Source organism: Chitinophaga sp. W2I13, from assembly GCF_050434005.1.
Classification (GTDB): domain Bacteria; phylum Bacteroidota; class Bacteroidia; order Chitinophagales; family Chitinophagaceae; genus Chitinophaga.
The window spans coordinates 5,552,477-5,578,403 of record NZ_JBNPWD010000001.1 but is presented as its reverse complement, the minus strand read 5'-3'; the positions used below and the strand labels follow the sequence as shown (position 1 = coordinate 5,578,403).

Genomic DNA, 25,927 nt, shown 5'->3' with positions numbered 1-25,927 from the left:
AAAGCGGCGCTTCACGATGAAGCGCCGCCATATTGTTTATAATTTCACCACTTTAAATGTTTGCCGGAATCCTGTTCCTTCCAGCACCAGCAAATAAACGCCACTGCCGGTTTTCGCAGGGAACCGCAGCGGCTGCCGCACCTGCCCCTGTGTTAACATCCAATAATGAACTACCCTTCCCTGCAAATCAAGCAGGCTTGCATACATTTTCTGTTTCAATGCCCGCGGACATACCACATAAATCACCTCCGCTGCCGGATTGGGATAAACAAAAGCATCCGCCTCCTGCGTGGTACTTACGGAAAACACAGCCGGCCTGGATGTCCGCAGCATAGTACTATCGTTCAGTCCTGTTGAATACCATCCCGCTCCGTAGCTACCCATTGAACTGGTAACAGCATCGGCGGTGCTGGTATCGGTGGGTATTACATTATACGCGCCCGTACGCGTAGTTGAAAATGCGAGCCGGTTTTGTGTGGCTCCGTCATCTGCGCCGTAATCGATACTGATGGCCGTGAAACCAGCAAGACTGCCACTGCGCACGGCGCAACGCCAGCGTCTTGCAGCAGACAAACTGCTCATGCCCGTACCCGGCGTACCCACCGCACTGTCAGCAGACACCTGCATCAGCAGCGCGCCGGTAACAGACGACAATCCTGTTAATACTACTTTCCTGTACTCTCCCGCAGATCCGGTTGGGAAAGTTTTGGTAACAGGCGTTGCACCTGCAGTAAGCGCCACTGCGCCATTCACAAAACTGTTGCTGTTGCCGAAAGTACCATTGTACGAGGTATTGGTACAAATCAGCGCTTTGCCTGCCGGCAGGTGGATGATGCCTTCCGTCAATGTGATAGCCGCATTGCTCGACTTCAACGTGAGACTGTCGCTGAGCATTACGCCACCGGGGTTGTTGATGGTGATGTTATGCAGCGACCGGGTAACAGGGATTTCATGGCCTTCGGTCATGACTTGCCCCGGCGCATTTACATCATGATTATAAACAACATACAATGCAGCGGTGCTTCCCAATGTATAATTATTGGCGAGCGACGCATGCTGCGAACGCCTGATCTGGCAGTTCACAGAACTGGCGCTGCCGCCTACCTGTGTATTGTCCATGGTGAGATTACTACCGTTATGAAATACGCCACTGGTAAGTGTTAGCACCGACGGGATGCTTACGGGTGTTTGCAACGTCACACCGGCGACATTATTGATTGTAACACTGCGGATGATACCATTCGTATAACTTCCTGTTCCGCCAATCGCGGTGCTATCTGCTGCCGGCCCCATGATCAGGGTGGTGCTCCCCTTTGAAAAGTCGGCGGTGCCGTTGTTTACCAGGTTGCCGTTCACCGTAATTGTTCTGCCAATGGTGCCGTTTCTTGCATAAAATGTACCGGTGTTGTTCACTACCAGGTCGCCCGTAGTAAAGGTATGGGTGGTAGTGGTATTGAAGCCTAGTGTGCCGGCAATTTCCGTGCGTGTTACTTTCACCGGCGTATTGATGGTGATGGTGCTGCCTGCGATGATCACGGCGGTATCCGCATCCGCGGGCACTACGCCGCCCTGCCAGCTGCCAGGCAAGGACCAGCTGCCGCCGGTGGAAGCAGATCTTATCAGTCTTCCGATGGTAGATGGTGTTACCTTAAACGGGATAGACGCATTGGCAATCTTCCCGCGCTGATCATGTACGTATACATATAACCGGTAGTTGCCGGCGGCCGCCGGAGCCGTAAAGCGGGCGCTGTCGGCATGCTGCGAAACAATCAAACCCGGGAGCGCAGGCAAACTGGCCGTAGCCTCTCCTCCGGCCATAGTACTGTTTTCAGGAATGATCAGCCATTCGTAACGCAATGAATCATTATCGGGATCACTGGCGCGTACCCACCCGGTATTAAGAGAATTGGCTTCCACGATCACGGTGTCTTCGGCGCGCTTCCCGTTGAAAAGCAGCGAATCCCTGTTGCGGATCACCGGTGCGTGATTCACAGGATACTGTCCCGTCCATACATACTGCATTTCATCAGCAGCCCCGAAAGCTTCTCCCAGCCGGTTATACAGCCCGAACCAGGTGACTACGTCGCCGGAAGATTGATATCCCCATACAAACACAAAGCCACCAAGACAATTATTAGACGCATTCGCAGCAATATGATCCTGGTATATTTGTCGGTACACTACCGCCTTTTCTGTACTGGTTTGTTCCACCAATCCACCCCAGGGCATTTTCCGTGAAGGCTCCGGATTCATTTGCCAGGTGCCTCTCGGCCCGAACTCCGTAATCATATAGGGTCTTGCCCAGCCAGCGGTTTGCAGGTTGCCCAACACCCCGGGAATATTGGGCGCATAGCTGTTAATGGAAAGTATATCCAATGCTGTAAATCTTTCTTTCAGCAACTTAATCTTCTTTACATCGGAGTTTACCAGTACCGCAGTGGTGAGGTGGTTGGTGTCTACCTCATGGATCATTTCGGCAATATTGTTGAGTGCATCCCAGAAAAGGATATTGGCAGCTGTATCCAGGCTGTTATAATTGGCATCTGTTTCATTACCGATCGCCCACATCAGCACGGCAGGATGATCCCTGAATGCGAGCACCTGGCTCCGCATATTTTCAAATTGCAACCGCACGGCAGCGGTATCTCCGTAATTCATTTCCTGCTGCTTCTTAATACCCAATCCCAAACAAACGGTGATGCCATGCGCATTGGCGCTGTCGAGCCACGCTGCGGTGGAATCGTTGATACTGTAAGTACGGATGGTATTGCCCCCATAGGCAGCTACCTGCACATGAAAATTGTTGGCGGCGGCGCCTTTAATGTAATACGGCACACCGCCGCGATGCAGGGTATATACGCCCGCAGTTTCTGTCAACGTGGTTTTGACGGCCTGCGCAATCGCGTTGCCCGCAACGGCTAGCACCGTCAGCATAAGTATCAGTTTTTTCATAAGTAGAACGTGGTTTTAAAAAGTGAGTATATCTACCATTCCTCCAGGTAATCCAGGTCTTTATGAAATGTTTCCTGCATGCCGGTAAGCGACCAGAAAGCCAGTGCCAGGCATATCACGCCCACACTGATACCGGCATACACCAGGGATCCGTTAAAAAGCAGTTGCATGGATTGAAAGAGAAAGGTGAGCGGCACTACTGCGCCGCGCACAAAATTTGGGACGGTAGTGGTCACCGTTGCCCGGATATTAGTGCCAAATTGTTCGGTGGCAATCGTCATAAAAACTACCCAATAGCCAACCGAAAAACCAAGCAGGCCGCATATCCAATAAAAGAGCTGCAGGCTGATACCTGCCGCCAGGAAATAAATGCTGACAGCAGCCATGCAGCAAAACAGGTAAACATATACTACCCGGATCCTGCTTTTTAATAACTGGCTAAGGGCGCCGCTGAAAATATCGCCCACTACAAGGCCGCCATAACACCACGCCACTGCCGCACCGGCATTTACATCGCCCTGGATATGCAGCACTTTCCCAAATTCAGGTGAGAGCGTGATCAGCACACCCACCACGAACCAGAGCGGCACACAAATGAGGATGCAGCGCAGGTATTTAAAGAACCTCTTCCCATTTGTGAAAAGCGCCAGGAAGTTGCCCCTGTTCTCCGAATGCTTCGCCGCCCCGAACATGCCCGATTCTGCCACACCAATGCGCAGCAGCAATAATAAAAGGCCAAGGCCACCGCCAATAAAAAAGCTGGTTCTCCAGGTGAAATACTGTGCAACAAAATATGCCGCCACCGCACCGCTGATACCTACCGCCGCAACAATGGTAGTGGCATAACCACGCTTTTCTTTGGGCATCAGTTCCGCCACCAGCGTGATGCCCGCACCCAGTTCACCAGCCAGGCCCAGACCGGCAACAAAACGCCATAACGCATAGCTCCACACGCTGTCTGCAAAACCATTGGCAATGTTGGCCACGGAATAAAGAAAAATGGAGCCGAAAAGTACAGACAACCGCCCTTTCCTGTCGCCCAGCACGCCCCAGAGAATACCACCCAGCAACATGCCCGTCATCTGCACATTGAGTAATAAAATACCTTTGTTGGTTACATCCTCACCATGCAGGCCAATCGACTGAAGGCTGGGCACACGGACGATGCTGAAAAGCAGCAGGTCGTAGATGTCTACAAAATACCCGAGAGAAGCTACTACTACGGCGGCTAAAACGGCGCCCCTGTTCGACTGTTGTATGTTCGTCATCTGCTATAATTTATTCCGCTCAATTGAAAGTACCTGCCCGTCTTTCAGCAATACCGGCTGTAAAACATCATAAGACAATTCCTGCAGGGTAATATTCCGGTCGAGCGCAAGTGCGGCAGCTGTGCCGGCAGATTGCCCCAGCACCATGAATACCGGCTCCATGCGGATAGAACTGTAAGCCACATGCGAGGCCGACAGGCATACCGGCACCAACAGGTTGACCGCTTCGGAGGACTTTGGTCTTAATGAACGGTAACTGATCGTGTAATAAGTGTTCTTCTGTTTACCATAACTGCCTTCCGCATGTACTCTCCCCTGTGCGTCTACCACGCGGGAAACATGGTGGCAATCCAGCGGATAGGTGGCTACTGCCACGGCATCTTCCACCGGCTCCTCTCCATTGCAGTTCCTTTCTGTCATCACGTAATCGCTCACCATTCTCCTCGCCTCCCGCACATACAGTTGATGAGGGAAGTTGCCATTATCTGTAAACTCATCTTTCGGTAAACCCCAGCGCTTCATTTCTGTGCGCAGGGAATCGGGTACCCGCGGATCGTTACCCAGGAACCAAAGCAACCCCAGTACATAGTCTTTATGCATTTGAGCGATCTTGTCCCGCTCTGCATAATTGCCTTCCGGCCATCCGTAATTGGCGCCAACGAAATCGGCCTGGTTGGTATCCGTTTTTTTATTGGGCATGGGGGTGAAAGAAATAATATTTTTCAGCATGTAGCCGGGATTCATTTCCAGCGTCCTCGCCAGGAATTCATACCAGAGCGGCTGATAGCCGGCGGGTTTTACAATGTCGATACGGTTCGCCGGATCATCGGTCAGCGTCATCCGGTAACAGTACGATTGCGTGCGGTGATCACCTTCCCCGTTTGCACCCGGAATTTTTGGTTCCAGGAAAGGCAGCACACCGGAGGAAGGCTCACCTTTTTTAATATAAGGATCGATAGAACTACTGCCTTTGCCAATGATATCGTTCAGTTTAATACCATTCAACGTTTCATTATAAACACTATTTGCTTCCCTGCCCACGATGTTGGAAACACCGGCGGTTGCCATCAGGTCTCCTTCGTAGGTAGCATCGATAAATATTTTTGCATGATAGCGATGGCCGTTCTCCATTTGAATGGAAACTATGCGGGCATCTTTTTTTCCTACGCCTTTTTTCAGCTGCAGCCTTTCTTTGTATACCACAGTCACGCCGGCTTCTTCCAGCATTTTTTTCAGGATATTTTCCGCTACGCGGGACTCATACACCCACTGCATTTTCAGGGAGTCGTTCTTCCCGGAGAAGGTGCGCTTTTTGGAACGTTCAAAAAATACGTCTCTCGATTCGCAACGCCATGCGCTGCTATCACTGTAGTACGTATACAGGCGCTGGTAAAATTCGCGTGTGAGCCCGCCGGCGCTCCTAAAATTATTCAGGTCGGTGGCCGTAAGGCCCGAAGTAGCCACACCACCCACATGTGCCGTGTTGCTGACCAGCAATACCTGTTTATTCATTTTCGCCGCCTGTATGGCCGCCATAATGCCCGCGGGCGTTTCTCCATACACACATACATCCCAGTGCTTCTGGGCCTGCAACCGGTTACTGCCCAGCAAAATGATCATTATCACCAGGCTACGGATAATTGAAGTCCTCATTTTCGTTATTATTTAAGCATGAGTATAGCTGCACGAACAGGTACCTTCCTGTTCGTGCCAGCCGGAAAAAAGTTATCTGATCAGAATCCCGGGTTCTGTTCCAGCAGCGGATTGGTATCCATTTCCTGCGACGGAATTGGGAAAAGCGTGTCGGAATCCCTCACTGTTATAGAAGGATCCTGCGCGTTCATGGCCTGTTTCAGTTTGCCGGTACGCAACAAGTCGAAGCGCCGCTGACCTTCAAACGCAAATTCCAACCGTCTTTCTTTCAGTACGGCATCCTGGAATGCCGCAGCGCTCAAACCTCCTGCAAGATCTTTTGCAGACGGCGTATTTACCGGCAGGCCATACGCACGCCTTCTTACCTGGTTAAATGCCTCCAGCGCTTCGGTGCTGCCGGGGCTGGACATATACAGCGCTTCTGCGAACATCAGCAATACATCTGCATAACGGACAATGTAATAGTTATTACCGCCATCATTCACATTCAGCGCTGCAGGATCTTTAAATTTGGCAACGTAATAAGGATTTTTTATCGTGGCAGGCGCTTTGGGATCAGTGGTATAGGAATACTTAATCACGTTTACATCCCTCCGCAGATCGCCCTCAGCATAAGCTTCATAATGATTCTTAGTAACAGGATTATCGCCATTGCCGCCGAAGCCGGGTCGTTTATCAAACGACGGACGATAGAAACCCGCAAAGCTGCTGGGAATATTACCGGAACCGCTCAGGAATTGCACTTCAAAAATGGATTCCGTTTTATTTTCATTAGCGATCAGGAATACATCCTGGTAAGATGCCCAAAGCGAGTAACGCCCCGATGTGATCACCTTCCGGGCCTCTTCCACTGCCTTTGTATATTCCTTCCGGGTCAGGTAGGTTTTCACAAGCATGGCCGTAGCAGCGCCACTGGTGGCCCTTCCGGCGTTCACCGCATCGTAATCCGGCGGCAGGTGCTCCGCGCCAAACTGGAAGTCGGCAATAATCTGCGCATACACTTCTTCTTCGGTTGCTCTTTTAACTGCAAGATTATTCAACGAAGTGGTGGGTGCAAGCTGCAATGGTACCCCGCCAAAAAGACGAACGAGGTTAAAATATATCAGCCCCCGCACAAAACGGGCTTCCGCCTGCATACGTTGCTTTTTATCGCTGCCAACGGCCGTCATGGCCCCGATATTTTCCACCGCTGTGTTGGCGCGGTTGATCACCTGGTAAGAAGTGCTCCAGAACTGGTAGAACAAATTAGTACCGGCATCGAAATTGAATTTATCCAGCGCCGTTTTATCGGTATTGCTGGTGTTGCGGCCAAAGCCCCACTCACAGTCGTCCGTGCCTTGCGACTGTATCACTTCCATGAACTGGTTGTAGAGATAAGAGCTGGTCATGCCGGAATACACGGCATTGACGGCAGACACGGCATCTGCTTCTGTTTTATAAAAGTTGTCCGTGGTATAAGTGCCTTCCGGAACGCCGTCGAGCTTGGCGCAACCCGCTGCCGCCAGCGTAAAAAATATGATGATGAAATAAAATGCAGATCTCATGACAAATGATTTTGATTAGAAGCTGGCATTAATACCAAAAGAAATCGTACGTGCGTTCGGGTAAGCGCCGGAGTCGAAGCCCGGGCTTACATTGTCTGACCCATAACGGCTTACTTCCGGATCAAGCCCCGAGTAGTTGGTGATGGTGAACAGGTTCTGTACATTCACATATACCTTCAATGCAGCGAGTTTGATGCGTTGCAGGTTTGCCTGCGGCAGATTGTATCCCAACTGTACCGTTTTCACCCGCATGTAAGAGCCGTCTTCCACCATCCGGTCCCACGAACGGGCGGTTGGCTTCACGGTGGTAGCACGCGGAATATTCGTGTTGGTGTTTTCGGGCGTCCAGCGGTTAAGCGTGGTAGTGCTCTGGTTTTGCAGGCCGGTAAGATTTTCCAGCGTACTGGTGTTAACGTTATACAGCTTGTTACCGTAAACGCCCTGGAGCAGCACCATCAGGTCGAATCCTTTCAAGGAAAATGTATTGCTGAATCCGAAAGAGAATTTCGGCTGTGCGTTACCCAGTAATACGCGGTCGTCGTCGTTGATCTTTTTGTCGCCGTTTACATCCATGAAGCGGATATCACCAGGTTTGGCAGTTTTTTGGGCAGAAGCATCCACTTCTTCCTTCGACTTAAAAATGCCATCACTGGCAAAGCCGAAGAAAGTGCCTAACGGCTGTCCCACCTGCACAATGGTGGATTGGTTAGGTCCCTGGCCTGCAAAGAGGCGTTCGGCACCGGCAAGGTCCAGCACTTTGTTCCTGTTGAAAGAAATATTAAAACCGGTTTCCCAGCGGAGATCCTTTTCCAGCGGCGTAGCATTTACCGTGAACTCTATCCCTTTGTTTTCTACCTGTCCCCTGTTTTGCAGTGAAGTGGAAAAACCCGACGTGGTAGGAATTTTCACATACAACAACAGGTCGCTTGTTTTTTTATAGTACACATCTGTGATAAAAGTCAGCCTGTTATCAAAGAATCCGAATTCAAGACCGATATCCGATTGCGCGGTAGATTCCCAGCGCAGATCCGGGTTGCCTACCTGTGAAGGCGTAAGCCCTATCACATTCACGCCGCCGATGGAATAGTTAGCCTTGCCCATCAGGTCGAGTGAAGGATAATTGCCGATGCCGTCCTGGTTGCCGGTGAGGCCATGACTCACCCTTAATTTCAGGTTACTGAAAACATGCAGGTCGCGTATGAAAGGCTCCTGGTCCAGCTTCCAGCCCACTGCTGCCGAAGGGAAAAAACCGAAGCGGTTGTTTTTCCCAAAACGCGAAGAGCCATCGTACCGGCCGGTGAGTGTAAGCAGGTATTTGTTCCGGAAGCTATAGTTGATCCTGCCGAGATAGCTAAGCAGCGCCCACCTGGCAATGCTGGAAGAAGAAGGTTGCACAGAGGCCGCATTGCCCAATGCGTTGGTGCCGAGGTTATCGTTCAGGAAACCTTGTGCTTCTGCACCGAGCGACTGATAAGAAGAACTTTGCTGGGTGAAACCACCGAGCAGGTTGAGCTGATGCCCGTCACGGTTCATCGTGTAGTTAAGCGTATTTTCGTTTAACCATGTAAAGGTTTGATTGGTGGATACTGCTGCATTTCCGCCCAGCTGTGATCCGGAATACACGGCTTGCGGAAGGTAAGTATCATTGCGGGCGAAGCTAACGTCGGCGCCCCAGAGCGTTTTGAAAGTAAGCCCTTTGATGATGTCGATACTGGCGTATACATTTCCAAGTGTACGGTAAACGTTGTTATAGTTCTTATAGTTTTCGATCAACGCCACCGGGTTATCGAAAGGCGCCCCCTGGTTGTTCACTTCCGTATAACTGCCATCGGGCTGATATATAGGGAGATTGGGTGCGGTAGTGGCCATTGTAAACAGGGAAGAACTATTCACCCGGTTGGTGCGCACATTACTGATGGTGAGACTACTGCCGAGTTTAACATTATCCCGGATATCTTTATCAAGATTAGCGCGCAGCGAATACCGCTTCAGATCAGACGCCCGCACAATACCCTGCTGGTCAAAATAGTTGGCGGTAACCAGGAAGCGGGTCTTTGGATCGCCGCCGGAAAATGACAGGGAATAGCTTTGTATGGGAGCCGTTCTGAAGATCGCGTCCTGCCAGTCGGTAGTGGCGGGAGTTTTGCTGAGATCATATAATTCGGGACCGTTTTCAGCAACACTGGCTTCATTGGCCAGCTGCTCAAACTGCGCCGCATTCAGCAGCGAATATTTTTTGAGCACCTGCTGCGAGCCGTAATAGGAATCAAATGTAACGCGCGAATCGCCGCGTTGCCCGCGGGAAGTGGTGATGAGCACTACGCCGTTGCCCCCGCGTGAACCATAAATCGCCGTTGCCGAAGCATCTTTCAATATTTCAATGGAGGCGATATCGGTAGGACTGATACTGTTCAGTGGGTTAAGCGATGTACCATCGCTGCCCTGATCCGCAAATACCGGCACACCATCTATCACATACAATGGTTCATTGCTGCCATTGATGGAGTTACCACCACGCACGCGGATAGAAGATCCTGCGCCGGGCATACCAGAGTTCTGCACAAAGGTAACACCCGCTACCCTGCCCTGCAATGCCTGATCCACAGAGCGGATAGGTGTTCCTTCCAGCGTTTTGGTGTTTACCGAAGCGATAGCGCCGGTTACATCTCCCCGGCGTTGTGTGCCATAACCTACCACGATAAAATCACTCAGGGCAGTATTCTCCATCGTGATAACTACCGTAATAGTTTTACGTCCATTTACCGCAACATCTGTTGCCTTGTAGCCAATCATGCTGAAATGCAGGGTGGCTGTAGGCAGCACCGATAATATAAAGTCGCCGCTATCATTCGTAACCGTGCCTTGTTTGGTTCCCGGCACCGAAACGGATACGCCCGGAACCGGTTTGCCATCGGCATCCGTTACCTTACCACGCACCTCAATGGCGGGATCGGCCGCCTCGTACGTTTTTTGTTTTACAACAATCGTTTTGCCTACGATGGTATAAGTCAGCGCAAACTGCCGGATACAAAGGTTTATCGCGTCCTGTAATGTGCCCTCCGTAATATCTACGCTGACCTTTTTTGCAGGATCCAGCAGTGCATAGTCAAGAAAAAATACGTAGCCCGACTGCCGCTCAATATTCCTGATCAGGTGTTCGAGGGATACGTTTTTTTCATGAAGCGTGACCTTTTGCGCGTAACTACTGCTGGCGCGTACCTGGCAAAAACATGCCAGTAAAAGAAAGTATGTCAGTTTCATAATGAGCCTGATTTTTCTGCCCGGTAAAAGGCGGAATCGCCTGGTAACAGGAAAATGTTTCTCGCTCAGGTTTTTGAAGAGACCTGATAATTGCATAAATTGGAATTGTTTAGGTGAGATAATCAATCTTTCATACACGGAATTATTGTAATGATAACCTGAACAAAACGGAGGTGGTAACGACACTTCCGTTTTTGGTTATATTACCATTGCTGTCATTTCATAAGTGGACACTGTTGGTTGTTGGTTGTTGATTGTTGATTGTTTTTATTGGTGAATAATAATAGTATCGCCTTTCATGGAATATTGAATGCTGCTAAGCTCCAGTATTTTGAGCGCTTCACTCAGCCGCACATTCCTCGGTATCTTGCCCCAGAACTCTCTTTTTCCGGTATTGCCTTCATAACGAACTTCCACATCATACCATCGCTGCAGCTGCCGCATTACATCCGTCAGCGGCGCCCTGTTGAACTGGAAATAGCCTTCTTTCCAGGACACTGCTTCGTCGGTATCTGCCGGCCCAACGGTGATACTGCTGCCACCGGCCGCCCAACTGGCCTGCTGCCCCTGAACAAGGCGAACACGCTGACTGTTATGACTCACTTTCACCGCGCCCTGTAACAAGGTGGTTTTTACGTTTGCTTCATTCTGGTAAGCCATAATATTAAAGCGGGTGCCCAGCACCTCTACTACGCCGCTGCCCAGCTGTACTTTAAACGGCATATTATCCCGGTGTGCCACTTCAAAGTAGCCTTCGCCGTTGAGTATCACCGTGCGCTCTTTCCCGTTAAACGCAGTCGGGAAACGCAGGGATGATGCTGCATTGAGCCATACCATCGTACCATCCGGCAACTCTATTTTGAACTGACCACCCCGTGGTGTGGCCAGTGTATTATACACCACGGCAGCATCTGCCACCTGGCCTGCTTCATATTTTAATTGTCCGTTTATCCGGATCACTTTTGCCGTACCCTGACTGGGGATCACTTCATGAGCGGCGCTGTCGAGCACTACTGTGGCGCCATTGGCCAGGGTGAGCGTCGCCTTGCTGCCGCCCGGCATAGCATCCTTCGAGGTGCTGGCCAATGTGACTGTGGGTGCTGCAATTTTTGTGGTGCGGGAATACTGCCACGCAAAAGTGGCGACTGCCAGCAACAGCACCGCCGCCGCCACTTTCGGCAGCCATTTTTTATAGAGTGGGATTACCTTCACGGGTTGCGCGGCAAGCAGCAGTTTTTCTCTTACCCGGTCGCGCCAGGGCCCTTGCACTTCAGGAGCGGGCAGGCCAAACGAAGCATTCATTTCCTCCAGCAGCAAACGGTTGGATGCGTCCTGCTGCAGGAAGTCGAACAGCTCCCTGGTTTCCGCGGGAGTGCAGTTATTGTCAAGAAAGCGCCGCAGCAGTTGCTGGTAATGATCTTTTTCCTGTGGCATGTATCAGTTTTGTACGCAGTACGTGGACCTGCTTGTAATATATACTGTCGCCGGAAAAAAGAGGGTGGGTGGGTGAATAAATAATTTTTATTATTATATAAACAGCCGGTGTCAGAGCCGGTGTAGGAAAAGCAGTATGGCCAGGGAGAGGTCGCCGTGCCGGTAGAAATACGCTTTGATATCCTTCAGCGCCATCACCATGTGTTCTTTCACAGTATTACGGGAAATGCCCAGCTCCTTTGCGGCCTCCTCATAGCTTTTGCCTTCCTGCCGGCACAGCACAAACACCTTTTGCCGCTGGGAAGGCAGTTGGGTGATAGCGTTGTTGAGCATTTGCTGGTACTGGGCCCACAGCGTCTGGTGATAGGGCGATTCTGTTATTTCGCCGATCCGCTGCATGATCTGAAGGCGGGTAGCTTCGTCGGAAGCATTCTTTTTTAGGAAAGTAAAAGTTTTGTTACGGCTGATTTTATAAAGATAAGCGGGAAAAGATTGCGCAGGGTCCAGCCGGTCGCGGACTTCCCATATTTTCAGGAATACGTCCTGTACAATGTCTTCCGCATAAGCGGGTACTTTCACAAAACGAAGCACCCATCCATACACGTGCCCATTGTATTGGTCGTACAGCTGCATATATGCGGCTACATCGCCCTTCCGGAGCCGCTCCAGGTATTCTGCTTCAGTGATCGTGGAATCCCCCATTTGGCATAAATGTAATAAAATTGGGAATTAGAAAAGTGGATTCTACGGGAAATCGGAGTGGGCATAGTGTATAGGAAGTGCATGGGGAGTCCATGAGTAGTGCATTGGAAGTGCATCAGAAGTCCATGCGAACCCCATTGGTTACACATAGCCTACCCATGGTATAGGCATTCGTAAAGTATTCGCTACATTATTTCTGTGTCCAGGAAACCAGGAATCATTGCCATGAGTAAATCAGTCCTTTGGGTTAACGCGGTATGCATGGTTCCGGGCAATATGGCAAGTTGCGATGCGGGCATCGACAATTCCCCCAGGCTCCCACCACCCAATAATTTATACAAGTCCAGCACATGCTCCGGCCGGACAATATCCGCGTCGCCGGCTATAATCAGGGCAGGCGCCTTAATATTCCTGATGTCAGCTGCAGGCCAATCCTGCACCGTTTGTTCAAACGCTCTCACCTTGGCAAGAAGCGCAGACCAATCTCCCGGTCGGGCGGCTGTGCTCAGGTACTCCGCTTCATAAGGGCTCCCCTTCAGCGCTTCGTTCATCACTTCCGGGGTAAACAGGATGCTAAGATCCGGATGGCGTCCGCTGCTGTTGTAGCTGACGGAGGCCAATATCAGTTTTCTGACGGCGCCCGGTTGGCGGATAGCCACCTGCAGCGCTACACCTGCTCCCGTGCTATAGCCGAAAATATCTGTTTGTGATATATTCAGCACACCGAGTAAAGCAATCACATCATCCGCAAATTGCTCATAAGAAAGCGGACGTTCCGGGATGTCAGTGGTATGCCCGTATCCCTGAAACTCAACGGCGATCACCTGTCTCTCCCCGGCGAGTAGCGGAATTAGCTTTCCAAATGCAGTGCCGATTCCGGAAAGTGCTCCCGGTAACAGCAGGAGCGGCTTTCCTTCTCCGTGTATTTCATAATACATCTTTAGTCCATTCACCTCCGCATAATTCCCATGGATCGTATATTTTTCTGAGATCTGCATAGCTGTTTATTTGCCTGCTAAATTCGCTTCTTGCCGGCAAACAAATCTTGGTATACACCAACATCAGAATATAACGTTGTTAAACAGCTTGCTGAAATTAGTGGGATCTATCCCCAGGTAAGACGCGATGTACTTGTGGGGCACCAGTTGAAGCAGGTCGGGGTTTTTCCTGCAAAACGTTTTATATCGTTCTTCAATGGTCATGGCACGCAGGTCAATATGCAGGTCAATCATACCTGCTAACATGGCTTCTGTCATCCGCCTGAAAAGCCGTTCTATTTGCTGCGATTGATCGATCAGTTTCTGCAGGTCATCGTAAGTAATATACTCGAGTTCACTGTCGGTTAAACAGGTTAAAAAGTATTTCGAAGGTTCCTGGAACGAAAAAGATGCTGCTATGGCGCATAGATAAGGGAAATAAGTAAAGGCAAGTGTATAGATCTTGTCGCCCGTATCAAAGTACGACATCTGCACACCGCTTTTCACAAAGTACAGCTCGCGTTGAACCTGCCCCGGCACCGTAATGAACGCCCCTTTCTTAAACGACCTTACGCCAAGACTATCCGTCAGCAGTTGATAATCGGCTATACTGATATCATGAAATTGCCGGAAAAACTCATATCGCTCCATAAATTCAATTCTTAATATATAGTATATTCACTTTTTAACGCAGGCGCCTTATGAATATAGACAATATAATTGACAGCATATATCCGTTGCCGGAAAAATCAAAAGTCTTACTAAAAGAAAATATTTACGAAATAACCTATCCTAAAGGACATGTTTTATTTAAAGTGAACAGGATAGAATCTAAAATGTATTTCATAGCGAAAGGTGTGGTACGGGCATACGCCAATCCGGGTGAGGAAGAAGTAACTTTCTGGTTTGGAAAAGAAGGCGACGCTGTTATCTCTATGAAAAACTATGTGGACAATCAAAAAGGATATGAAACCATAGAATTGCTGGAATCATGCGACCTGTATGAATTAAATACGGATCATTTGCGTAAGCTGTTTAATAAAGATATTCACATCGCTAATTGGGGGCGAAAATTTGCGGAGCAGGAATTGATAAAAATAGAAGAACGGCTTATTTTCAGGCAGTGCAGAACAGCCATGGAACGCTACAAAGAACTGATGACAACTGATCCGGAATTACTGCAGCGGGTACAACTTGGTCATATCGCCTCTTATCTCGGTATGACACAGGTCAGTTTGAGCAGGATCAGGTCTGAATTAAAATAGATTTCAAAGTTTTTATCATTTGTAAAATTTTTACTGCCGGCAACATGCGACCTTAGCTACTCTAAATCAATTATCATGAACTGGATTATTTTAATCATCGCTGGCTTGTTCGAGGTGGCATTTACCTCCAGCCTTGGAAAAGCAAAGGAATCAACAGGCACCACCATGTATTTGTGGTATGGCGCTTTCCTGTTCTCACTGGTGGCCAGTATGCTTTTGCTGATGAAGGCTACCCAAAACCTGCCCCTGGGAACGGCCTATGCGGTATGGACAGGTATCGGCGCAGTGGGCACTGCCTTGATGGGTATTTTTGTTTTTAACGAACCCGCTCATTTCTGGAGACTGTTCTTTATAGCAACATTAATAGGATCTATTGTTGGGCTGAAAGCGGCCTCACATTAGCGATATCAGCCGGTGAAAATTATTGTTGCAAAAAAGCGCCTAATAAATTGTGAGGATCGTTATTTCTTCTTTATTGAACAGGAATTGATCTCCCGCTTTTTTTTGCAGCAATAATTCCGCCAGGGGTGTATAGGGAGACAGGAAAAAGATGGTCTGCTCATCTATCAGTTGCCTGCCCAGTCCTGCTGCAATAAAAAAAGACTGCTCTGCACATTGTACCAGGGCGCCTGTTTGCGGGGTGGTATAAATACTATCCGTATTTACCTGCTGCAACCTTGCCAGTTCCTTTACATGCTCCGCCTGTTGCCGTGCATACATATTTTTCTCCAGGTGGCCCATTGCTCTTCCTGTTTCATATTTATCCCCCGCCGAACTTTTATCTTCACCATTCGCAGCCTCCTGTGCGCGGTCCCCGGCCGATTTCGCCATGGCAATACGTTCGGATATTAACTGCAGCCCTGCCTGTTTTAACCTGGCTTTAAAAGCGATCTTCTCCTGGCTTGTCATAAAGGTTCATTGAATAGCAAGTATAATACAATATTCATTTAACATTACAATCAACAGGTAAAAAACTATCTTTAATAATTCAAATAGATAAAATCAGGCGTTAATGGAAATACCAGCAAACTTCATTAAAATATTTCCGGAATATGAGGATGTTTTTTATGGTGATATAGAAAATCACAGGAAATATTTCCTGCCGTTGTGTTCTGTTAATTTGCAGTTCCTGCCCCAGGGAAAAGATCAGTGGCTGCATTTTGTATCGGTAAAAGAGATATACAACGGCCGGTTAGGCGAAAACACCACCTCTTTTCATACCGACTATACCAGGTGCGATATGCTTGGTTTTGATATTATAGATGGTAAATATAAGTTTGACGCGCCGTGGGAATATTTTAGCGTTTCCACTGAAATTTCGCCGGAAAACTACCACCTGGAATATAGCGACGAAGAGATCCAATTTAATTTTAACGATGCGATGTATCAGTTAAAGAAGTCGTATTATAAAAAATTCGGAGAATTATATGACCGGGATTTCGACCGGCCGGGACTAACGGTAGACGACATCAGGAGATTAGAACGGCTGCTGAAACTCACTGCGGATGATTTACGGAACGATGCACCTTCAGATTACATGTCAGAAATTATCGGCAAAAAAATCAACGGGGTAATAGATGAAATTAATACCGGTCATCTTCCCCTTGAAGAATGCCAATACACGGGTAACAACCTGATGGAAAAGCCTGTGAATGCAGATGGAAGCCTTTTTAACTACATAGCCTGTATGGAAGGATACCATTTCCAGGAAAATGCCGCAGATCAGCTCTATTTATTTCATAATGATCAGGTAAAGAAGGCGGTGATTTGTTTTGAATATACCTGATAACCGGGATTTTTATCTTGACCCGGTTGCTATGACGAACGCCTTTAATGCAGCCATCTTACCATCACGAAACCGCCATAGGTCGCAGTAATCGTAATCGACCATAATGCCGTTTTCGTCCTTCATGCTTATTTTGCCGGTTGCTGTAACAAACTCCCCTTCGGCGATGAGGGCTTCGACCATGAACCTGGGCGGCTCCAGGTATGCCGTAGCCATGTATTGTCGAACAGCTTCCTTTCCCCGCAGGGTTTTGTCGCCTACAAATGTCCATTCCGTATCGTCTGTACAGAACGACAGGAACCCCTCATTATCGCCTTTAGTGATAGCTGCATTTGCTTTTTCCAGTATGGCTTTATTATCCGGATTCATGTATTACTGGTTTACTTATTTAACAGGATCTAAAGAACAGGTAAGCGTACCATACCCCAACTGGTCATAACCGCCACTGTTGGGCCCATAGTTACCACCACCGCCTTCCGGTCTTACTGCCTGTGCCATCCGTTGGCAGTTCGGCGCCGCAAGGCCTTTACGGTTCACATAGTGATTATATACCAGTTCCCAGATGGGCCGCATATTACCTCTTCCCCCGCTGCTGATTACCGGTTGGATAACGCCTACGCAATTGCTGTAGGTAACGTATGGTACGGAATCGCCGAGATTATATTTTGCTACGTATTCAGCACCTTTGAGAAAGCGGTTATCATCATAGCCGTACAGGTCCTGCCCCTGGTTCCATGCCATCTCACAAAAGGCGCCCATCAGACCAATACCCAATGTAGCATGGCCCTGGTCGCGGCCACTCTCCTGCCACTGCCCCAGTCCTCCCGGGTGAATAAAATATACCGCATTTCCAATAGCACCATTACCGGCACCGGATTTAAAATAACTGATGGCGTCATTGTAGATGTCCCGGTTATCACAAAGCACACCGATAGCCAGCAGGGAGTTCATCACGCAAAGGTCCCAGTTGGCGTAGAAATGGCTCATACATCTCTCCTTTCTTGTAATAAAGTTATGATTTAACGGATAAAAAACATGCAGCATCATTTGCTGGAAACGGGTGAAATCGGCCGCTGCCCAGCCATTATACGACCGCATGATTTCCGCTGCATTGGCAAACTGGTATCCATACAAACCGGCGGCGAGGTTCACATCGTTATTGCCGCCGAGTCCTTTCAACCTGGCTGACCAGGCATTCATGATCTCTATGGATTTATCGGCATAGGATTTTTCTCCTGAAATCTTCCATCGTAAGGCAGTGGCGTAGGCTGCGGCGATATCATTATACAGCCGCGGGTAATTTTCCGGGTGAACACCGTCTCTGCCCCTGTAAATGGTATCAGCCGGATTCGGCTGCCAGGTGAGGGCTGCGTGTGAGTTGGTAAGTAACTTGTTCCAACCGGACATCCAGGGCTCTGCCTTCTCCGCCACTTTTGTTTTCATACGATCCAGGTCGGCTTGTTTATGCAATAGCCCGGGATGTACAAAAGCGGTATCATGGTCGTTAAGCGCCAGTTTCTGCGTTTTCGTTGACATATCTTTCCTGCATGCCATTAAATATAACAAGGTAAAAACTGCAGTAAACCAGCAAAGTCGAGTTGTTCTCATAGGAAATGAACTATATATGTGCGGCAAATATAATTGTAATAATGACAATTAAAAAAACATGATAACTATACGGGCTGTTTTCTTTTTACTATAGCCGACATATAGAACGGGAATTTAACGTAATGATTATCACCAAAGAACCCGGTTTGGCAGAAACTGTATAATTTTTGTCATTGCAGCCACGCCGATTCGGTTGTATTTTTGTGGTCACAAAGCAGCGCATCATGGCTACCAATACTTCCAAACTTGTTGTTATTGTTGTCCTTCCCGGCAGCAGATTGCTGACGTTGGCTGGCCCGGCAGATGTGTTTTCCTTTGCGCAGCAGATGCTGGAAGCGGAATCCGGGGGGCATTCCAAAGGATATGAAGTAGTGTTGGCAAGTGCCACTAACAAGAAGGACCTGCAACTTAACAGTTCCGCCAGGTTGGTGGCTGCCACCACGGTGCATGAAATAGACCGGGAGATAGATACCCTGATGCTGATTGGGGCGCGACTGGAAAACCAACCGGATTCAGATCAGTTTTATCACTGGCTGACCAGGCATGCACCGAAGATCAGGAGAATAGCAGGCGTATGTGTGGCCACATTTGTGCTGGCTAAAGCCGGACTGTTACATAACAGGCGTGCTACAACACACTGGGAGCGTAATGATGACCTGCAGCGCCAATACCCTGATATTATAGTAGATACTACTCCGTTTTTTATAAAAGACGGCAATATCTACACCGCTGGAGGTGTTACCTCCGGCATGGACTTGTCGCTCGCAATGGTGGAGGAAGACTATGGCCGGGACATTGCGCTGCGGGTTGCCAGGAAACTGGTTATACACCTGAAGCGGCCGGGGAATCAGAAACAATTTGGCGGTTTGCTGCCGGGCTATGAGCTGGTGTCTCCGTTGTTGGTACAATTACGTCCCTGGTTACTGGAACACCTGCACGAAAACATCAGTGTGGAGGAAATGGCAGCTCAATGCAATATGAGTGCCCGTAATTTTGCCCGGGTATTTCTGAAAGAAACAGCCTTCACTCCTGCTAAATTCCTCGAGAAATTAAGAGTAGAAATGGCGCGCAATTACCTCGAAAACTCCGCGCTCTCCCTGGAGGAAATAGCCGTTAGATGTGGTCTGGGCGGCCTCGTTTCCATGCGCAGGGTATTCCTGCGTCACCTGGAAATATCACCCGGCACTTATCGCAGTACTTTCCGTACTGCACTGCATACCGATTAATTTATTCATCTTATAAAATTGGATATCATGAAAATTGCTATCAATGGATTCGGCCGGATAGGAAGAATGACCATGCGGGCACTCCTTGCCCAACCAGGCGCTGAAGTAGTTGCCATCAACGATCTCGCAGATATTAATACGCTGGCACATCTTTTCCGATTTGATTCGGCACACGGTAAGTTTCCCGGAACAGTTGCAGTAAATAATAACGACCTGGTGATCAATGGTAACCATATCCGGTTATTGAATGAACGAAACCCGGAAAACCTGCCCTGGAAGGAGCTGGAAGTAGCGGTTGTCATTGAATCTACCGGACGCTTTACCGCGAAGGAACAGGCACAGGCGCATATTACGGCCGGTGCAAAAAAAGTGCTGATCACGGCGCCTGCAAGTGGTGGTGTGAAAACCATTGTAGATGGCGTTAACAATAATATCATCAGCCCGGAAGATACCATTCTGTCCACGGCATCCTGCACCACCAACTGTATCGCCCCGGTTTTACATGTACTGCATAACGCCTATGGTGTTGAATCCGGCTTTATGACTACCATACACGCATTTACGATGGATCAGATGTTACAGGATGGTCCGCATAAAGACCTGCGCAGGGCCAGGGCAGCCACACAATCGATCATCCCCACCACTACGGGTGCTGCCAAGGCAATAGGAGACGTACTACCGGATCTTAAAGGTAAGCTGGACGGCTTTTCCTACAGGGTACCGGTTATAGACGGCTCTATTGCAGAACTGACGCTTAACCTGTCAAAGTCTGCCTCCGCAGCAGAAATAAATGAGTTGCTTAAGCATCATGCTGACACTGATCTGGCGGGAATAATGGAATATTCCACAGACCCCATCGTTTCTGTTGATATCCTTGGTAACACCCATTCCTCTATTGTGGACAGCCTGCTGACAAAAAATATTGGCAATACCGTTAAAGTGGTGGCATGGTACGACAATGAGATGGGTATCTCTAATCGTATAGCTGAACTGGTTAGTACGTTATAAGATTATAGATAGAATAGAAAAGCCGCGCGAATCTTAGGATTTGTGCGGCTTTTCCTGCTTTTATCTCCCCTGTTTTAATCCTGATCAAATTAATTACTCCCATTTTGTATGTATAATAAAATCCTTTTACATACATTTACGTAATTAATATCGGAAATGAAAGGTACAAACCTCGGAGAATTTGAAGAACTGGTGCTACTCACCATTGCAGCGTTGACAAACGAAGCATATAGCGTAGCGGTATGCGACGAACTCTCAAACCATACCGGCCGTTCTGTGAAACTTGGCGTAGTGCACTCGGTGCTCAACCGTCTTGAAGAAAAGGGACTTGTGAAAAGTGAGCTGGGGGAAGCAACGAAAGCCCGTGGCGGTAAACGCAAAAGATTCTATCAACTCACGATGCACGGACAGGCAGCATTGATCAACGCTAAATCGATGCGGGATCAGCTGTGGGCCAGGATACCGGCGCTTGCCTGGAAAAAAATGTAGCATGAAAGAACAACGGCAACACCATCCCCCCGCCTGGGCGCAGCGATTTGTAGAATGGTATTGTAAACCCGGACTTGTGGAAGACCTTACGGGCGACCTCCACGAATGCTTCGACCGGAATGTACAATCCATCGGGCCACGCCGTGCAAAGCTGATCTACATCATTGACGCCTTCAAATTCTTCAGAAGTTATACGGTACGAAGATCAATATTTGTCAACCTTTTTACGAACCGCATTATGATTGGAAGCTACGTTAAAACATCAGGGCGCAACATCATGCGCAACAAGTTGTTCTCCTTCATCAATATCCTGGGACTTGCCATCAGTATGTCCGTTGGGTTACTACTGATCGCGTTTCTGCTCGACCTGCGTTCGTACGACAGGTTCCATAAAAATGGCGACAGGATCTATCGCATCACCAACGTATTAACCTCCAACAGTGAAGAAAACGGCAAGTTTGCGTCTACCTCCATAAAGACGGGAAAGCTCATCCGCGAGAAGGTAAGCGGTATTGAAGAAGTGACTACGATGCGCAACAACTTTTCGGGTGATGCGAAGGTAGGAGACAATATTATTCCCATCCAGGGCTACTGGGCAGAGCCTTCGCTGTTCAGGGTTTTTACTTTTCCGATGCTGGAAGGCAACCCCGAAACGGCACTGAAAGATCCGTATTCGGTTGTGCTCACTGAAACGGCAGCAAGAAAACTGTTCGGTAACCAGGCGGCGCTCGGAAAGGCCATCAGGATTGATACCGCCGTTTACCAGGTGACAGGTATTATGAAGGACGTTCCCTTCTTTTCGCATCTCAGTTTTGAAGCGCTGGTATCATTGTCCACGGCTGAACAAACCAATAAAGGTGATAAAAATTTTGACGCATGGACAAACATGTGGTCCCATTCGGTGTACGTCCTCCCCTCAAAAAATGCCGACATGGATGCCATCCGGTCGCAGCTCAACGCACTTGCAGGAACGGAAAATCTCGCTGAGGAAAATACAAAGATTCAACTCGAACTGCTTCCTTTATATCACATCGTGGTTGGAGAGAGCCTCCGTCAATCCGAGGGTGGGCCTGGCTTTGTAGGCCCTCACATGCCCCCCGTGGTGCTTTGGATCCTTGGCGGGCTCGCATCTGTTGTGATACTGTCTGCCTGCTTCAACTACACCAATCTTTCCATAGCACGCGCAATGCGCCGCATTAAGGAAATAGGTCTCCGCAAAGCTATCGGCGCCGGAAAGAGCCAGGTGAGGCTGCAGTTCCTGGCCGAGGCGGTCATGATTTCCCTGGCCTCCCTTCTGCTTTCCTTCCTCCTGTTTCTTATATTGCGGCCGATGCTGATCAACATGGCCCCCGAGATGCAGCGTACCGTAAAGCTCGATCTCACACCATCCATGATTGCAGCCTTCATCGTTTTTGCGGTGGCCGTAGGTGTTATCGCCGGATTCATTCCTGCTATATTCTTTTCGAAAGTAAGTCCGATCAATGCGTTCGGAAATGCTTCCTCCGTGAAAATGTTCAAACACCTGACCTTCAGGCGCGCATTAGTGGTGATTCAATACACCGTTACACTGATCTTTATTACCACTACCGCCGTCGGCTATGTGCAGTATAAAAACATACTGGCATTCGACCTGGGATTCAGCACCGCCAATATTCTGAACATCAACATGCTGGATAATAAACCCGACGCCATGCTCCAGGAACTCAGTGAGCTGCCGGAAGTAACGGCGCTGTCCCGGTCGCTGATTACAACAGGCGTTGGGAATGCATGGGGCAGTAATATGAAATACAAAGACTCGCGGGATTCTGTGCTGGTCATGACCAACCACGTTGATGAAAACTATTTGCCGCTGCATAACTATAAACTCGTTGCCGGCGGAAATTTCATTGCCCGGCCGGCCACCGCCCAGGCCACTGGTGAGGTAATCGTTAATGAGCAGGTGGTAAAGCGATTCAACATAGGCGCCAATAATCCCCGGAAAGCCATCGGGGAACAAATCATATTGAATGGACGCAAAATGACCATTGTTGGTGTAATGCAGGACTTTCACTACGGCAAAGTGGACAACCTCATCGGACCGGTAGCCTTCACCTTCTGGACACCTGAAGACAGGGCCATCATCAGCGCCAAGATACAAAGCACCGACATGCCGGCTACCTTAGCCAGGATCGAATCCATATGGAAGAAGATCGATCGTGTTCACCCGTTTACGGCTGAATTTTATACCGAAGAAATAGAAGATGCATACAGCGAATTTTCCACTATGATCAAGATTATTGGTTTCCTTTCGGTTTTGGCCATTTCCATCGCATCAATGGGGTTGTTCGGAATGGTGGTATTCACTACCGAAACAAGACTAAAAGAGATCGGCATCCGCAAAGTGATGGGCGCCAGCATAGGCAACCTTATATATCTGCTGAGCCGTGGCTTTCTATTGCTGCTCTCCGTGTCGGCGATCATCGCCCTGCCGGTAACTTACATTTTCTTCAGCGCCGTTGTGCTCCCGAATTTCCCCTATCATACACCCGTTCATATCACCGAGCTTTTCGCAGGCTTACTGGCGGTGTTACTCATCGCGTTGATTATGATCGGATCACAAACATTAAAGGCCGCGAGGAGCAACCCGGTAGCGGTTTTGAAGAGCGAGTAACAGGAGAAATATCATTAAACTAAGCATAATATGGTTAGCAGGAGTGAAACCGAAATGATGGAATTAATAATGGGAGTGGCAGAAAGAACACCTCAGATACTGGCTGTATTGCAGGATGGATCGCGATCTAATCCTAATGTAACAAAGGATATCTTCCAGGATTACGATATTATTTATGTGGTAGAAAGTCTCGACCCATTCGTACAGGATCATAGTTGGGTGGATGTATTTGGAGAAAGAATGATAATGCAGATGCCGGAAGACATGGAACTGTACCCACCTTCACCGGAACTGGCAGGCGCATTCTCCTACCTGCTACAGTTTAAAGACGGGAACCGTATTGATCTGGTAATAGTACCCCTGGAAATACTGGATCACTTCACCAGTGATAGTCTTTGCAAAGTTATATGGGATAAAAAAGGCGTGTTAAATGATCATCCCCTCCCTCCTGCAAGTGACTTGAGTTATATCGTACAAAAGCCATCAGCACGTTCGTTCATCGATTGCTGCAATGAATTCTGGTATACCAATGCCGGCCTGACAAAAGGATTGTGGCGCGAAGAAGTGATACTGGTCAAGGAATTACTCAACCAGATTATTCGCCAGGCATTGATACAGATGATGGATTGGTATATCGGCTGCCGTCATGGATTTACAGTCAACCCCGGCAAGTTTGGAAAATTCTACCAGCGTTACTTAGAGCCGGAAGTTTACGATAAAATGCTGGCCACTTATTCAGATGCCGACCTGCAACATATATGGCAGGCAGTGTATACTACCATGGATCTCTTCAGAAGCTCCGCCAGGTTTGTTGCAACGCAGCTGGGTTACGAGTATCCGGAAAATTGGGATAGAAATGTGACGGCTTATATGTTGCATGTACAGCAGTTGCCGAAGGATGCGGAAATGATTTATGCGCAGGAATAATGCCTCTTTCCTTTTGCATAATCTAAATAAAAAAATACAGGGTTGCTGGAAAAGCTGTTGTGTATTACCTTTGCGACTTACAAGCAAAATACATGAGTCAATTTCCGCATATAAACCTGTCATTAAAGAACAAACTGACATTCACGGCTAACCCGGTAAACGTAGTGCCATTGCCGGATGGAGAGATCCTGATGAACTTTGCGAGTCAGCCACTGATTACAAAGCTCAATGCCAATCTTGAAATTGTCTGGGAAAAAATCATCCAGGGGCGGAATGCGAACTATGTCAGCAGCAAGCTGTCCGCCTCCCCTGATGGCCGCCTGATTGCTATTGCGGGTATAACCGATATGCGCATTCTCGATGCAGAAGGGACCATGGTATTACATTCGGTGGAACATAACTCCTGGGGCTGGTTCCTGGGTGCGGCCTGTTATTTCGGCAGGGATAATAAAACGATCTGGTATGTATTGCCAGGTGATGAAAATGAAACTGACGAACTGCAGGTAATGGATACGGCCACTTTTGAAGTAATTGCTTCTTACCCACTGCTGGAAAGCCAACAATACGCCTACGCTTTTCACTCTACGCCCAACAATGGTATTATCCTGCTCGAAGCCTCTGCTGGTCAGGAGAAATCCATCCTGATGCAGTTACAACTGAACAACGGTGTCATTTCCCTCGCTGAGCTTACTCAATGCAGTGACATGATCATGGGCAACTTTGCCCCATCCGGGAAAGAGTTTGTTATGGCTCCGCATTATGATGGGCCGTTAGCCATCTACTCCTTCCCTGAAATTGCCAAAGTAGCCGAGCAGGATCAGGAGGCTATTTTCGATGGCAGCAAAGATTTTCCTGCTGCTGAACCGGATAATATCAACTACAGTGTATTTTTTGTAGATGATCACAACATCCTGGTGGTTTCGCAGTTTGGACGATTGCTGTTGCTGGACAGAAAAGATTTACGATGTAAAGCAGAGGTAATGCCAGAGGGTATTGAATTTACAGCGTACAACCTGGATGGCAATCCTACTACCAACCCGGATTATATCTTTGACTACAGCAGCAATATTATCAATGTAATGATTGTGCATGATATGCTGTTGATGACAACCGGTGAGGGTGAGTTACGCAGTTATGGGCTGCCTGTCTCATAAAAAATAAGAGTCTCCCGGAAAAA

Annotated in this window: 21 protein-coding genes; 9 read left to right on the top strand and 12 right to left on the bottom strand. The window is 48.6% G+C overall.

Annotated elements, in window-relative coordinates:
* Nucleotides 1-36 precede the first annotated feature (36 nt).
* From QFZ48_RS23045 to QFZ48_RS23005, 9 genes are all read right to left on the bottom strand, one after another.
* Nucleotides 37-2,952, bottom strand: a complete 2,916-nt coding sequence (locus QFZ48_RS23045) for a T9SS type A sorting domain-containing protein (protein WP_429063805.1) — start codon at nt 2,950-2,952, stop codon at nt 37-39.
* Nucleotides 2,953-2,984: 32 nt separating this feature from the next.
* On the bottom strand, nt 2,985-4,220 hold the full coding sequence (locus QFZ48_RS23040) for an MFS transporter (RefSeq protein ID WP_429063804.1): 1,236 nt from the start codon (nt 4,218-4,220) through the stop codon (nt 2,985-2,987).
* Between the two features lie 3 nt (nt 4,221-4,223).
* The gene (locus tag QFZ48_RS23035) at nt 4,224-5,873 is read right to left on the bottom strand and encodes an FAD-dependent oxidoreductase (protein ID WP_429049291.1); all 1,650 of its coding nucleotides are present in this window, start codon (nt 5,871-5,873) and stop codon (nt 4,224-4,226) included.
* Nucleotides 5,874-5,953: 80 nt separating this feature from the next.
* The gene (locus tag QFZ48_RS23030) at nt 5,954-7,417 is read right to left on the bottom strand and encodes a RagB/SusD family nutrient uptake outer membrane protein (RefSeq protein ID WP_429049293.1); all 1,464 of its coding nucleotides are present in this window, start codon (nt 7,415-7,417) and stop codon (nt 5,954-5,956) included.
* 15 nt (nt 7,418-7,432) lie between these two features.
* Complete coding sequence (locus QFZ48_RS23025; RefSeq protein WP_429063802.1) at nt 7,433-10,678, bottom strand: TonB-dependent receptor; 3,246 nt, start codon at nt 10,676-10,678, stop codon at nt 7,433-7,435.
* A gap of 267 nt (nt 10,679-10,945) precedes the next feature.
* Nucleotides 10,946-12,112 (bottom strand): FecR family protein, encoded by a 1,167-nt coding sequence (locus tag QFZ48_RS23020; protein ID WP_429049301.1) that lies wholly within the window; start codon nt 12,110-12,112, stop codon nt 10,946-10,948.
* Nucleotides 12,113-12,223: 111 nt separating this feature from the next.
* A complete protein-coding gene (locus QFZ48_RS23015; protein ID WP_429049303.1) occupies nt 12,224-12,814 on the bottom strand; it encodes an RNA polymerase sigma factor in 591 nt (196 codons plus the stop codon).
* A 185-nt stretch (nt 12,815-12,999) separates the two neighbouring features.
* Nucleotides 13,000-13,812: an alpha/beta fold hydrolase gene (locus QFZ48_RS23010; RefSeq protein WP_429063801.1), complete on the bottom strand. Its 813-nt coding sequence runs from the start codon at nt 13,810-13,812 to the stop codon at nt 13,000-13,002.
* 63 nt (nt 13,813-13,875) lie between these two features.
* Nucleotides 13,876-14,442 (bottom strand): Crp/Fnr family transcriptional regulator, encoded by a 567-nt coding sequence (locus tag QFZ48_RS23005; RefSeq protein ID WP_429063799.1) that lies wholly within the window; start codon nt 14,440-14,442, stop codon nt 13,876-13,878.
* 50 nt (nt 14,443-14,492) lie between these two features.
* Between QFZ48_RS23005 and QFZ48_RS23000 the strand changes: the two genes are divergently transcribed.
* The gene (locus QFZ48_RS23000; RefSeq protein WP_429049310.1) at nt 14,493-15,056 is read left to right on the top strand and encodes a Crp/Fnr family transcriptional regulator; all 564 of its coding nucleotides are present in this window, start codon (nt 14,493-14,495) and stop codon (nt 15,054-15,056) included.
* A 75-nt stretch (nt 15,057-15,131) separates the two neighbouring features.
* Complete coding sequence (locus tag QFZ48_RS22995; RefSeq protein WP_370911936.1) at nt 15,132-15,458, top strand: DMT family transporter; 327 nt, start codon at nt 15,132-15,134, stop codon at nt 15,456-15,458.
* Between the two features lie 39 nt (nt 15,459-15,497).
* On the opposite strand, the gene QFZ48_RS22990 is transcribed toward QFZ48_RS22995, so the two are convergent.
* Complete coding sequence (locus QFZ48_RS22990; RefSeq protein WP_429063798.1) at nt 15,498-15,965, bottom strand: hypothetical protein; 468 nt, start codon at nt 15,963-15,965, stop codon at nt 15,498-15,500.
* Nucleotides 15,966-16,068: 103 nt separating this feature from the next.
* On the opposite strand from QFZ48_RS22990, the gene QFZ48_RS22985 reads away from it, so the two are divergent.
* A complete protein-coding gene (locus tag QFZ48_RS22985) occupies nt 16,069-16,842 on the top strand; it encodes a hypothetical protein (protein ID WP_429063797.1) in 774 nt (257 codons plus the stop codon).
* A gap of 12 nt (nt 16,843-16,854) precedes the next feature.
* Here QFZ48_RS22985 and QFZ48_RS22980 read toward each other — a convergent pair whose 3' ends face one another.
* Both QFZ48_RS22980 and QFZ48_RS22975 read right to left on the bottom strand, forming a co-directional pair.
* On the bottom strand, nt 16,855-17,211 hold the full coding sequence (locus tag QFZ48_RS22980) for a nuclear transport factor 2 family protein (RefSeq protein ID WP_429063795.1): 357 nt from the start codon (nt 17,209-17,211) through the stop codon (nt 16,855-16,857).
* A gap of 15 nt (nt 17,212-17,226) precedes the next feature.
* Entirely contained in the window at nt 17,227-18,378 is a 1,152-nt protein-coding gene (locus QFZ48_RS22975; RefSeq protein WP_429063793.1) for an alginate lyase family protein, read from the bottom strand.
* Between the two features lie 296 nt (nt 18,379-18,674).
* Here QFZ48_RS22975 and QFZ48_RS22970 point away from each other — a divergent pair, with 296 nt between their 5' ends.
* The 6 genes from QFZ48_RS22970 to QFZ48_RS22945 all read left to right on the top strand — a co-directional run bounded on the left by QFZ48_RS22970 (nt 18,675) and on the right by QFZ48_RS22945 (nt 25,904).
* Nucleotides 18,675-19,676, top strand: coding sequence for a GlxA family transcriptional regulator (locus QFZ48_RS22970; protein ID WP_429049320.1), 1,002 nt, complete (start codon nt 18,675-18,677; stop codon nt 19,674-19,676).
* A 27-nt stretch (nt 19,677-19,703) separates the two neighbouring features.
* Nucleotides 19,704-20,684, top strand: a complete 981-nt coding sequence (gene gap, locus QFZ48_RS22965) for a type I glyceraldehyde-3-phosphate dehydrogenase (protein WP_429063792.1) — start codon at nt 19,704-19,706, stop codon at nt 20,682-20,684.
* A 156-nt stretch (nt 20,685-20,840) separates the two neighbouring features.
* Entirely contained in the window at nt 20,841-21,173 is a 333-nt protein-coding gene (locus QFZ48_RS22960; RefSeq protein WP_370911929.1) for a PadR family transcriptional regulator, read from the top strand.
* Between the two features lies 1 nt (nt 21,174).
* Nucleotides 21,175-23,823 (top strand): ABC transporter permease, encoded by a 2,649-nt coding sequence (locus QFZ48_RS22955; RefSeq protein ID WP_429063790.1) that lies wholly within the window; start codon nt 21,175-21,177, stop codon nt 23,821-23,823.
* 30 nt (nt 23,824-23,853) lie between these two features.
* The gene (locus QFZ48_RS22950; protein ID WP_429063789.1) at nt 23,854-24,750 is read left to right on the top strand and encodes an aminoglycoside 6-adenylyltransferase; all 897 of its coding nucleotides are present in this window, start codon (nt 23,854-23,856) and stop codon (nt 24,748-24,750) included.
* A gap of 92 nt (nt 24,751-24,842) precedes the next feature.
* Entirely contained in the window at nt 24,843-25,904 is a 1,062-nt protein-coding gene (locus tag QFZ48_RS22945; RefSeq protein ID WP_429063788.1) for a hypothetical protein, read from the top strand.
* Nucleotides 25,905-25,927 lie beyond the last annotated feature (23 nt).